Origin of the sequence: Candidatus Cryosericum odellii (assembly GCF_003570935.1) — a bacterium.
GTDB lineage: Bacteria > Caldisericota > Caldisericia > Cryosericales > Cryosericaceae > Cryosericum > Cryosericum odellii.
This window is the reverse complement of the sequence record NZ_QXIU01000078.1, coordinates 1-12357: the sequence shown is the minus strand read 5'-3', so window position 1 is coordinate 12357 and position 12357 is coordinate 1. Positions and strand designations below refer to the sequence as shown.

Here is a 12357-nt window from a genome sequence, read left to right as displayed (position 1 = left end):
CTCATCCTGCCGGTGTCCTCACCGTTGTGGATGGCTGCGGTCGGTTCCGCGTTCGCCATTATCATGGCCAAGGAGCTATTCGGCGGTCTCGGCGGCAACTTCGCGAACCCTGCTCTTGTGGGACGTGCCGTTCTGCTGATGAGCTGGCCGGCGTTCATGACGCGCTGGTCTCCCTCTCTGCACGCGGCTGTCGTCGATGCAACAACGACTGCGACGCCTCTGGGTATCCTCAAGCTGGGTGGAAGCCTCACCGACGTCATGAAGAGTGTCGGAGCCAGTGGAAAGCCGGCTCTGTACCTTCAGATGTTCCTTGGCAACCACTCAGGAAGTATCGGTGAGACATCTGCGTTACTGCTCCTGCTGGGAGCAGCGTTCCTGGTCGCGACGCGAGTCATCGATGTGCGAACACCAGTTGCCATGATCGCCGCGACATTCGTCGCATCCTGGCTGTTTGGACAGGACCCGACCTTCTCAGTGCTGGCCGGCGGCATCTTGCTGGGAGCCTTTTTCATGGCCACAGATTATGTCACGACCCCTGTGACACCTATTGGCAAGTGGGCTTTTGGTATCGGTGCGGGACTCATGACGGTTCTCATCCGCCAGCTCGGCAACTTCCCTGAGGGTGTCACCTATGGCATCCTGCTCATGAACGTCCTTGTTCCCTATCTGGACAAGATCCTCCCCCGCAAATTTGGATTCGTGAAGCCCAGGAAGGTGAACGCATGAAACGCTGGCAGATGATCAAGCTGGGACTTATCCTGGCAGTGTACACCATTGTCGGCTGTGTCGGGCTTGCATTCGTCTACAACAGCACGAGCAAAACCATTGCACAGCGTAAGCAGGCCGACCTTCAGGCCGGCCTTCACGAAGTGTTCCCCACGGCTACTGGATTTACCCCGACAGACAAGGTGAAGTCCCCGAACTCCACGATCGTCTTCGATGCAGCGTACACAGCAGACGGCCCTTCGGGCTCGCTCGGCGTAGCCGTCCAGGTCCATGGCCCCAGCTACGGTGGCCCAACGACTTTGATCGTCGGCGTTTCAACCGACGGGACCATTACCGGCGTGAAAGTCCTCGAAAACAAGGACACTCCCGGTCTCGGCGCGAATGCTGCAAATCCCAAATATTACGTCGACAAAGCGACCAAGACAACCTTCCCGGGCCAGTTCGCCGGCAAGAAACTCACCGACGCCTTTGTCGTCAAGCAGGATGTGACCGCCATCACCAGCGCAACTATTACGAGCCGATCCATTACGAACCTGGTTCAGGCCGTCGCCAAGGCCGCCTCCGGCGCCCTCGGCACTGCAGGCTCCTCACCGGTCCCCTCCTCACCGAGTTCCAGTGCTGTCCTCCCATCGGCCGACACCGTCCGACCGTCCTCCAGGACCGCGACGTCCAGCGTTCCTGGCGTCTCCATCCTGGAAACCTTGGTGGGAACAAAAGCCGGAACGATCGTCGGCGCATCCACGAAAGCCACGGCAAAGAGTTATGACGGTGATGTCACTGTTCTCGTCGGCGTTTCGACCGACGGAACCATCACCGGCGTGCAAATACTAGAATGCACCGACAGCCTGGGCAGCCCGATCCTCGCGCCGGAATTCGCCCAGCAATTCGTGGGCAAGAAAGCAGGCACCCCTCTCGAGATCGGCACGAACATCGATGCAGTCTCAGGGGCAACACTCAGCAGCGCGGCAGCCACAGCGCTCGTGAAAGCGACTGCGGACGCGCTGGTCACGGCTCTGGCAGGAGGTGGACTATGAAACGTTTGTTTGGTGTCTTCGTCAACGGCCTCATCGTCGAGAATCCGCTGTTTATCATCATGATTGGTCTCTGCTCCTCGATGGCCGTAACGACCACGGTCGCCAACGGCATTGGTATGGGCGTCGCATTGACCTTCGTCCTGGTCATGTCCGAGCTCATCATTTCGCTGTTCCGGAACCTGATTCCGGAAAGCATCCGCATGCCTATCTTCCTGATCGTCATTGCCGCATTCACGACCATCATGGACCTCGAGATGCAGGCGTACTTCCCTGTTCTTTCCAAGTCGATGGGCGTCTTCATCCCGCTCGTCGTGGTGAACTGCATCGTCATGGGACGTGTCGAAGCCTACTCCTCCAAGCAACCAGTCCTGGACTCCATATTCGACGGCCTTGGTATGGGACTCGGATACACATGGGTCCTGATCGCTCTGTCGGTTGTCCGGGAGTTGCTGGGAAATGGTACGCTCTTGGGATTCCAGATCATGCCGTCATCCTTCTCACCCATGATCTTCTTCATCCTGCCACCTGGTGGCTTCCTCGTCTTCTCCCTCTGGATGGCTGCAAGCAACAACCTGCGCCGAAAACTGCTGGCAGGCAAAAAGCCGGAACCGACCCAGGATAGCTGCTGTACGCTGCCCGAAAACGGTTCGGCCGAAAAGGCATAGGAGGAAAGATGACTGACCTGATCAAGATCTTCGTCGCAGCGTTCCTCATCAACAACATCATCCTCATGCGCTTCATCGCGCTCTGCTCCTATATCGGCATGACATCCGACGTGGGGCAGTCCGTAGGCATGGGACTGGCCGTAACCTTCGTCACCGTGCTGGCTTCAGCCGTCACGTGGCCCATCTACTACTGGATTCTCAAGCCGAATGGCCTGGAATTCCTTGAAATTCTGGTCTTCATCGTGGTCATCGCCGCGCTGGTCCAGCTGGTAGAGTTCTATCTCAAGAAGAGCGTACCCTCGCTCTACCACGCCATGGGCATCTATCTGCCTCTGATCACGACCAACTGCGCTATCCTGGCCGTCACGTTCGACCAGATCACGTATAACTACAACTTTGTGCAGTCCATTGTCTTTTCGGTCGCCGTTTCGCTGGGGTATCTGCTTGCGATGCTCCTCCTGGCGGGTGTGCGCCAACGGCTCAAGAACTCTCCGATTCCCTCCTTCATGATGGACACGCCTATTCTGTTCCTCACGACAAGCATTATCGCAGTGGCGTTTATGGGTTTTGCAGGGCTCATCAAGTGAGGTCGCGATGAAAATCATCCTCGAAACAACAATCATCGCTGCGATCCTCGGTTTGCTTATCGGCGTTGCCCTGGGTTTCTTCCGCGAAAAGTTTGCGGTCCCCAGTGATCCACTAGTCGACAAGGTCCGTGCCATCCTCCCTGGTGCGAACTGTGGCGCCTGCGGCTTCGCGGGCTGTGACGCCTACGCGATTGCAGTCGCTCATCAGACGACCACACCCGACCGCTGCACAACGGGCGGCAAGAAAGCGGGCGACCAGATCGCCGCACTGCTCGGTCTCACGTCCAATGCGGTCGATCAGATCGCCGTTCTCGTGTGCCAGGGATCCAAGGACAAGGCCCCTCTCAAGGCCGACTATGAGGGTATCCAGTCCTGCCGCGCTGCCAAAATAACGACGGGGGGCACGAAGCTGTGCCAGTGGTCCTGCATCGGCTTGGGCGACTGCACCAAAGTCTGTCCGTTCGACGCGCTCCATCTGGGAGACGACGGCCTTCCTCATGTGGATACCACAAAGTGTACCGGGTGTGGGAAGTGCGTCGACGCCTGCCCTCAAAACGTTCTCACCAGAGTCTCGCGCGCCAAGAAGGGCGCCATTCCCCTCTGTTCCAATCGGAATCCCGTGAAATCAAAGGTCATCGCGACATGTAAGATCGGCTGCATCAAGTGCGAGATATGTGTCAAGTCCTGCCCCGAAGGAGCCATCCACATGGAACGCGGACTCCCTGTGGTGGATGAACATCTGTGCACCTCATGCGGCATCTGTGTCGCCAAGTGTCCCACAAAGGTCTTCAAGCTCATCGAGAAGGACATCGTCGGGTCCTGATTGTAGAGAACAGCTCAGTGTCCCAGTCTGGGCAAGTTAACCGAGCGAGACAGCACACGGACAGGCCATGCATTGTTGCAAAACGATGAATGGCCTGTAACATTCTTGCTATAAGGATGGTGCCATGGCATGAGAAAACAAGCGAGAAGCGTTCTGACAGGACTTCTGGTATTCTGCTGCCTCATTGCGGGTTTTGTGCCCGTGGTGCATGTTCAGGCAGTTGTGTCCAGCTCAGCTGGACACAACATCGTCGTCATCGAGAATGCCGATCTCGCGCATATGGTCTATCCGCTTGCTGTCTCGGCACAGACAGTTACTCCCGTGGAATCACCATCAGCGGGACCTTGGCAGGCAGCGTGGGCATGGATTCAGAAAGCAACTCGCTCGACTGGCGCATGGATTCAAAAGACAACTCGCTCGACTGGCGCATGGATTCAAAAGACAACTCGCTCGACTGGCGCGTTTATTGCTTCTGTGTCTGTGAGCATCCGTGATTTCTTCGTCTCGGGTCAGGCACTGAAGGTTCTCCAGACCGCAACGCAGGCGATCACAGATTTCGCCGTCCGGTTGTTTCTGCCTCTGTCTGTGCTGGTTGTGCCAATTCTGGAACGCACGGTGTCCGGCCTCTCGGTGACGCCCGAGCTTGTGGCTGTGTGGATGTTCTGGATCATCGTCGTTCTTGCCCTTATCATCCTCATCCTCGCTCTGCGTCCCCGACACAATATGCGCAAGCGCCTGCCGAGAGTAACACCCAGGACTGCGGGGCAGGGAGAAAACGCCATAGAGTTCGGTCTTGTGCAACAAGGCCCAAAACCGTCGCCCGCGACATCGCTGGATCCACTGGCACGAACCCACGAGAAACAGGAAACACAGCCTGAACAGGAACCGGCATCCCATCCCACAATGGCGGAGGAATCATCTCATGCCCGGCTCGATTCATTGTCGGTCCCGGAGATTTCCCTGGAGCCACTTGGCTTTTTCGCCGGCGCAGATACGGTGCCCACGACAGTGCCTGCTGTGCCTGCCGCCATGATTGCATCAGCCGAGCCACCACCTCTGGAGTTCACCCCGCCCGAGGCGGGATCACCCGCGACTCAGAACGAATTATCGGAGCCCGTCACGGCCACTCCAGCAGTCCCGGCCGACATTCCTTCGGAAGCCCTCCTCACGCCTCCGCAGGAGAGTTCCTCGGCCCAGGAATCGCCCCCAGAAACGCTCCTCGAACCGTTCCCTGAACCCGAACTGACACCCATCGGGCAAGAAGCTCCGGTCCAATCCATTGAATCGGACCCCGAATCCCCTGCAGCGCAACTGCCAGAGACCAACCCGCCGACACTGCCCGGCGCAGACCTTTTGTCACGGCTGCTGGATGATGAGGAGCCTTTCCAACAGACGACGGTTGCCGCTGGCACCACTGTTCCTGTCCCCCCATTCGTACCGGTTCCACAACCGTCCGTCTTCTCGGGCAATGTCGAACTCGACACGCTGTTGCAGAACGGCGTTGTCACCGATGCCGACGCGCTGGCTCAGCTATTCCGCAGCGGGTATCGCAATCGTATCTCCAAACTCACCGTCTCGGCCAAGGACCTGCAGAACGTGCCAGAGGAGATGCGGCACGTGATCAAGCTCACCGTCGTCGCTCTGTCCCCCATTGAGCTGTCGATTGCCCGGGATCTCGCAATGCGTCTCGAGGCGCCGGGATTTGTCGGCGAAGCTCTGCTGGTGGCCAAGAAGATGGGGTATGAGAACTATCTCACGACGTACAAAAACATCTCGAAGAACTACAAAGACGTCAGTATCGTCGACACCGCCAGTCTCAAGGCGCCAGACATATCGGCCGAATCCGGCGAGGATCTTATTTCCTTCAGCTAGGTCCCGTCAAGACCTACCTCCTGTATGTCGATACCTCGGCGTACTCCTTGAGACACCAACCACACGCGACGCACGAAGCGCGTCTGACGAGCGGTATGCCGTCTTGTTCTTCCTCGATCGCGCCCATCGGGCAGACAAGTGTGTCGAAGTTCTCTGGACGACTGGAGAACCGGAAAACAGGTGGAACGCCAAATACGCCGCGGACAGGGGGCCTCTGCCAGAACCCGTCGGGCACTTGTGCCCGCAGTTCATCCAGCGCGATATTGGAGACAACGTCCGCAGCCCTGCCACGGCGCCCCCTGCCGATGCGTGCCGACGCGGAAGAACTGAACGGCGACCAGGAGACCCTGCCGCCACTTGCGATGAGTGCGTAGCCGTCCAACTCCTCGGGATCGATACCAGCCAGGATCACACCGGTCTCGACGGCTCTCCCGTACGTTTCTTCGCAAGCATGTTCGCCGTCGAAGACGCCGAACAGAAAGGCTCCTGTGATCGCCGACCAGACATCCAGGAGAGCCTCTCCCATCAGTCCATATGCGGCATAACTCAGGACCTCCGTCCGTGTCTTTGTGGCAACGCAGTCGAGGACCGTGGCAAAGATGCCGTGGACGCCGGAGAACCTGTTGAGTTCGAGACCACGCACGACAACGAACAGGTCAGCCTCGGCGAGACACCGCGACACGAACACCTGCTTGATGTACCGACGTTCGGGGGTCTCCATCTTGTGCAATTGGCGTGCATAGGACCTCGTGGGCACCCTCAGGGACTCGTACTCCCCGGAGATGATCTCGATCAGGTCGCCACGTTCGCCCAGCAGACTCGTCAAAGCGCTGCGATATGCCTCATCGTAGCCGGCCAGAGACCTTGCGGCAAGATCGACCCGGGCGGCCCCGGACAGCGTCCGCACCGTCCGTTCCACCAGGTCCAGCCGTACCGGGAGGTCGCCAAGCAACACGAGAACTCGCTTGCCATCAATCCCCTGTGGCTCCATCCAGTTGAACACATTGTCGAGCGCCTGAGTGCGAGCATCGATCTCTTGTCCCAATGCTTCTATCATGACTGTCTGACTCATGGCACCTCCTGGTCCACAACAGTATACGTGGTTTCGCAAAGGCATCCGCGCTTTGACAAAGAGTTGCACGCGATATGGGGTCCGATATGGGGTCAGCTGGTAATTGCACGCCTGGTGGTACATGTGCCAGGTCAGTTTGATTTGCCCCTCGACATCTCATAGACAAAGACCAAGGAATGGATTCCCGCCTGCGCAGGAATGACAGAGTGATGCGTAAAGGCTCATTTTACTATGATTGTTGATGATGCAACGACTCACACGTTCATAATGATTCTTAGGTGATGCAAGACAGTTTTGACAAAGAGCTGCACGCAGGGTACAATAGGCAACAACCATTATGAACAAGCTGCTCATAAAGAACGGAACACTGCTGACCATGGGTGGCGACCGTCAGCCCAGTAAGGCTGACCTGCTCGTCGCTGATGGACGTATCAAGCGCATCGACACAGCCATCGGCCGCGGTGAACGCCCTGACGTCACGATCGACGCCTCAGGCATGTTTGTCCTGCCTGGCATGATCTTTGGACATGCTCGCCTCGGTTTCAGCCTGCTCCGTGGTCAGACCGACCAGATCCTGGACGATACCGAGCGCGAGAGAACAGCTCTCAGACTTATTGCAAGCCTTTCTCCCGAACAGGTTCGCTGCTCGGCTGAACTCGGCATCTGTCAATCGATTCGCAGCGGCGTCACCACACTCTTCGAGGGCGGCTCGATGCGCCACACGGACCAGATCCTCCAGGCAGCCCGTACTCTCGGGTTCAGGCTCATCGCTGGACGCATGCTGGCTGACCGGACACCGGATTGGCCTGACGCGCTGCACATGTCACTCCGCGAACAGATGTCCGACATGCAGGCGCTTGCCCATGACATTGCATCGAGTGGCGAGGACGGCCTGCTGCGATATGCGGTGAGCACCACAAACCCTCCGTTCTGTACTGATGAGTGTCTGACCCAGGCCAAAACCTTCGCCGATGCAGGCGGCTACCCCCTTAAGATCGTCCTGACAACGGACAAAGGCGAAATCGAGCGCATGCGCCGCGAAAGCGGCTTTCAGGAGCTGGCTTCTCTCGAGACACTGGGGGTCCTGGGCGAGAACACGTTCCTCGTCAACCCATCGTTTGCCTCGGAACTGGAACAGAACGTCATCCGCAAAGCCGGTGCGCGCGTTGTCATCAACGTGTCGACTGACCTGAAACTCGGCCGCCCCCTGTCCCGCCTCCCCGAGTTTGTCCGGAAGGGAACACCGGTTCTGCCCGGGTTCGACAGTCCCCTGTATGGAGGGAGAATGGACGCCATACGTGAGCTCACCGTCCTGGCAACGGCCTTTCGACCGCAATATGGCCCACAGACAATGACTCCCGAACAGGTCCTCTCCATGGTGACCGTGGATGCCGCAAAAGCACTCGGCATGGACGAAGAACTGGGAACGCTGGAACCGGGCAAGCGAGCCGACATTGTGCTCGTGGACCCTGGACGGGACGTTTTCGCTCAGCCGGGAGCTCACACGAACGCGTACTGTCGACTGGTCTACGAGGCATCCACAAGCAACATAGCGTGCACTATCATCAATGGAAAAATCGTCTACCGTGATGGCCAAGTCATCGGCTATGACGAGGAAGCGCTTATCGAACAGGCAAACGCCGAGCTTGTCCGCATCCTGGAAAAGGCCTGAGGCAAGACGCATGAACAGCAAGACTCAGACAGTTCAGGAACGCATCGCACGGCTGATCGACGTCGCAGCCGGCCGCATACCGGCAGACGTAGTCGTCAGGAACATCCACCTGGTAAATGTCTTCGACGGCCACATCGAGGACAATATCGACATTGCACTGTCGGGCAACCAGATCGCGGGAATCGGGCGATATGACGGCGTGACGGTCGTCGACGGCAAAGGCGCCTATGCTGCGCCCAGTTTCATCGACAGTCACATGCATATTGAGAGTACTATGGTTGTCCCGAGCGAATTCGCCAAGGTAGCGCTTACATGTGGCACCGGCGCCGTAATCGCAGACCCGCATGAGATCGCCAACGTCGCTGGAGCACGCGGCATTCGGTTTATGCTCGAAGCCACACGCAATTCTCCGCTAGATTTCTACTTCATGCTTCCCTCTTGTGTCCCAGCGACGCACCTCGAGACGAACGGCGAGACACTCGACGCCGACCAGCTGTCAGCACTGAGCCATAACCCGCGAGTCCTGGGTCTTGCAGAGTTCATGAACTACCCCGGCATCCTGTTCAGGGATTCGGAAGTCCTGGCCAAGCTGGCCGCCTTCGACGGACAGCTGATCGACGGGCACGCGCCCTTCATTACTGGACGAGACTTGGAGGCATACATCGGGGCTGGCATCTCTACCGATCACGAATGCACGACAGCGGATGAAGCCCGCGAAAAGCTGGCCCGCGGTATGTGGATCATGATGCGCGAGGGCTCGGTGACACGGGACGTGAAAGCCCTGATTCCACTGCTGACCAAAGAGAACATGCACCGCATCATGCTGGCGACAGACGACCGGCACCCGTCCGACCTGCTGTCGGAAGGACATATCAACTATGCGGTCAACCTGCTGCTTGATGCGGGCATCGACCTCCCGACCGCCGTACGCCTTGCTTCGCTCAACCCGGCCACCCACTACAACCTCCCCCGCAAGGGTGCCATTGCCCCCGGCTACTGGGCAGACTTCATCATCTTCCCGGACCCGCGGCACGTCCAGCCGTCATCCACCTACGCGAAGGGAGAACTTGTGGCGAAGGACGGCGTCTACACGGGCCCCGACGATGGGCATCCCTCGAGGAGCTACGGCATCAAGAACAGTATCAACATTGCCACTCCCACCTACCAGAACCTGCGTGTCAAGGCCGAGCCGGGCAAGCAGCTCCGAGTCCTGCAACTGATACCCCATCAGGTTGTGACCGGCGAGCGACGCGTGAATGCAAGAGTCGACACGCACGGCTATGTCGTGTCGGACACCGACCAGGACGTCCTGAAGGTGGCAGTCTTCGAGCGCCATCACGCCACCGGGCGCGTGGGCGTGGCGTTCATCAGCGGCTTCCAGATGAAACAGGGAGCGGTGGCGTCATCGATTGCCCACGATTCCCACAACATCATCGTGTGCGGCGTTACCGACCGCGACATGCTACTGGCCGTGCAGCAGGTCGCCTTCATCGGTGGCGGTCTCGCGGTGACGAACAACGGACAGGTTGTCGGTTCTCTCCCTCTCCCGTATGGCGGTCTCATGTCAGACCTGTCCGTACCCGAGGTCGCGGCCCGTCTGGATGATCTGGGAAAGGTCATGCGCGACGCAACCGGCTGCCCACTGGACGATCCGTTCATGACGCTGGCATTCATGGCTCTTCCAGTCATTCCAAAGCTCAAGATCACGGATTTCGGCCTGATCGACGTCGAGAAATTCAAAGTTGTCAGTCTGTTCATCTAAGGGAGGTTTGCCATGCAGCAGCTCTTCCAGAACGCTCAGATAGCACAACCTGACGGCACGCTCCTGTCAGTCGACATTCTGGTCACAGACGGTATCATCGAGAAGTTCTCTCCTGCACTCGGTGAGCCTGCTCCGGCTGGAGTCGCCGCCACCGACCTGTATGGACTCTTTGTCATGCCGGGCGGGATCGACGGACATGTCCACTTCGACGATCCCGGCTTCACGGAACGTGAGGACTTCGGCACAGGCACGATGGGGGCTGCCGCCGGCGGTGTCACCACCATCGTCGACATGCCCTGCACATCGCTTCCGCCGGTCACCACGTCCGACAACTTCAAGACGAAAATGAGAGCTGTCGAGTCCAAGGCCTACGTCGATTACGCGTTCTGGGGCGGAACGACCCCAACCTTCATCGACAGCGGCGCCTTCCGCCGGCTGCTGCCGGAACTCAAGGAGCTGGGAGTCGTTGGCATCAAGGCCTATACCATCTCAGGCATGCAGACCTATCCGCGTCTCGATACGCGCCAGATGGTGATGCTCTTCGAGGCTGCACACGACTTCAACATGCTGGTGGCGGTGCACGCCGAGGACTACTTCCTCGCCACATACTATACCGAGAAGATCATTCGGGAGGGTCGTACGGACCCTCTGGCATACAAGGATGGCCGTACCTACGATGCAGAACCCCTCGCCGTCTCCACAGTCCTTGCTCTCGCCCGGCGCGAGCATACGCGTGTCCATATCGTCCACATTTCGACCTCCGCAGGTGTCGACCTTGTCCGACAAGCCAAAGGCCAGGGCATCGACGCCACGACCGAAACCTGCCCGCACTACCTGTTGCTCAACCGGGAGGACTTTGTGCGCCTGGGCAGCCTGGCCAAGTGCACGCCGCCATTGCGCGACCGCTATGACAACGAGGTACTCTGGGCAGGCCTGCTGGACGGGGCCATCGACTATGTGACGACCGACCATGCGGCCGGCGTCTACCCACGGGAAAAGGTCACGGACAACATCTGGAATGCCTATGCAGGCATGCCCGGCGTTCAGCTCCGCGTCCCGCTGATGCTCCACGAAGCATGCACGGTCCGGGGCATGAACCTGTATCGTTTTGGCGAAATCATGAGTACCAACCCGGCAAAGCGTCTTGGCTTATTCCCGCGCAAAGGTATACTTGCAGTCGGTTCCGATGCTGATTTCGCCTGCATCGACCTGGATGCGCCGATGACTGTGCACGCCAATGACCTCTACGCCAAGAACAAGTACACGCCCTTCGAGGGACGGGAGCTGCGAGGCGTAGTCCGCCAGACGTATGTGCGTGGCAGTCAGGTCTACGACAGTTCGGGGGAGTTCCCTGCAGGAGCCGGCTACGGAAAATTCATCAAGGCTGTCTAACCACGTGGAGGTGGCACAATGCTGGTAACGTTGAAAGAAGTCACACAGGACGCACTCAAGAACCACTACGCGGTCGGCGCGTTCAACATCCACAACCTGGAATATGCCAAGGCTGTTGTCGAAACCTCGTATGAGATGAAGGCGCCCGTCATCCTCCAGATCTCGCAGGGTAGCTCTGATTTTGCGGGGCTCGAAGAACTGTGCATGATCGCCCGTCATTACGCCGGCAAGTATGCCATTCCCGTCGTCGTGCACCTCGATCACGGCAAGAGCTTCCTGCGCTGCGTCGAAGGACTGCGTGCCGGGTTCAGCTCCGTCATGTTTGACGGTTCGTCGCTGCCATATGCCGAGAACGTCGCCATCACGCGTCAGGTCGTCGAAGCCGCCCACCAGGTAGGCGTGGCAGTCGAAGCGGAGATCGGCAAGGTCGGCAAGTCTGAGGACGGCGCAAGCACCGAGGCCGAGGATATGCACTACACCGCGGTCGACGAGGCAGTTCGCTTTATTGGCGATACGCACGTCGACGCCCTGGCCGTATCCATTGGAACAGTCCACGCCATGGCCGTCCAGGCAGCCCATCTCGACATCGCACTCTGCCGCAAGCTGCACGAAGCCATGCCGACTGTGCCGCTTGTCATGCACGGCGCCTCCGGCGCAGTGGATGAGGATGTCAAGCAGGTCATCCTGCTGGGCATCAGCAAGATCAATATTGCGACCTTCCTGCAGAAAAAGGCCGCTCTCGCCGTCAAGGC

At 58.7% G+C, this 12357-nt stretch carries 11 protein-coding genes; 10 read left to right on the top strand and 1 reads right to left on the bottom strand.

Annotated features, from left to right (window positions below):
* From SMC5_RS03150 to SMC5_RS03125, 6 genes are all read left to right on the top strand, one after another.
* Positions 1-726 (top strand): RnfABCDGE type electron transport complex subunit D (locus SMC5_RS03150; RefSeq protein ID WP_119119551.1); only part of this gene is annotated, 726 nt, incomplete at its 5' end.
* Positions 723-1760 carry an FMN-binding protein gene (locus SMC5_RS03145; RefSeq protein WP_119119550.1) on the top strand — a complete coding sequence of 346 codons (1038 nt, stop codon included), beginning with the start codon at positions 723-725 and terminating at the stop codon, positions 1758-1760. The genes SMC5_RS03150 and SMC5_RS03145, both read left to right, overlap by 4 nt.
* Positions 1757-2425, top strand: coding sequence for an electron transport complex subunit RsxE (rsxE, locus tag SMC5_RS03140; protein WP_119119549.1), 669 nt, complete (start codon positions 1757-1759; stop codon positions 2423-2425). The genes SMC5_RS03145 and rsxE overlap by 4 nt, the downstream gene beginning before the upstream one ends.
* A gap of 8 nt (positions 2426-2433) precedes the next feature.
* Positions 2434-3012, top strand: coding sequence for an electron transport complex protein RnfA (locus tag SMC5_RS03135; RefSeq protein WP_119088381.1), 579 nt, complete (start codon positions 2434-2436; stop codon positions 3010-3012).
* Positions 3013-3019: 7 nt separating this feature from the next.
* Positions 3020-3835: an RnfABCDGE type electron transport complex subunit B gene (locus SMC5_RS03130; RefSeq protein WP_119119548.1), complete on the top strand. Its 816-nt coding sequence runs from the start codon at positions 3020-3022 to the stop codon at positions 3833-3835.
* Between the two features lie 129 nt (positions 3836-3964).
* The gene (locus SMC5_RS03125) at positions 3965-5707 is read left to right on the top strand and encodes a hypothetical protein (protein WP_119119547.1); all 1743 of its coding nucleotides are present in this window, start codon (positions 3965-3967) and stop codon (positions 5705-5707) included.
* Between the two features lie 13 nt (positions 5708-5720).
* Here the strand turns inward: SMC5_RS03125 and SMC5_RS03120 are convergent, their stop codons facing one another.
* On the bottom strand, positions 5721-6779 hold the full coding sequence (locus SMC5_RS03120; RefSeq protein WP_119119546.1) for a DUF362 domain-containing protein: 1059 nt from the start codon (positions 6777-6779) through the stop codon (positions 5721-5723).
* Positions 6780-7116: 337 nt separating this feature from the next.
* On the opposite strand from SMC5_RS03120, the gene SMC5_RS03115 reads away from it, so the two are divergent.
* The 4 genes from SMC5_RS03115 to SMC5_RS03100 all read left to right on the top strand — a co-directional run.
* Positions 7117-8451, top strand: a complete 1335-nt coding sequence (locus SMC5_RS03115; RefSeq protein ID WP_119119545.1) for an amidohydrolase family protein — start codon at positions 7117-7119, stop codon at positions 8449-8451.
* Between the two features lie 10 nt (positions 8452-8461).
* Positions 8462-10213, top strand: coding sequence for an adenine deaminase (gene ade / locus SMC5_RS03110; protein ID WP_119119544.1), 1752 nt, complete (start codon positions 8462-8464; stop codon positions 10211-10213).
* 12 nt (positions 10214-10225) lie between these two features.
* Positions 10226-11605: an allantoinase AllB gene (gene allB, locus SMC5_RS03105; protein ID WP_119119543.1), complete on the top strand. Its 1380-nt coding sequence runs from the start codon at positions 10226-10228 to the stop codon at positions 11603-11605.
* An 18-nt stretch (positions 11606-11623) separates the two neighbouring features.
* A partial coding sequence (locus SMC5_RS03100; RefSeq protein WP_133299154.1) for a class II fructose-bisphosphate aldolase occupies positions 11624-12357 on the top strand: 734 nt, incomplete at its 3' end.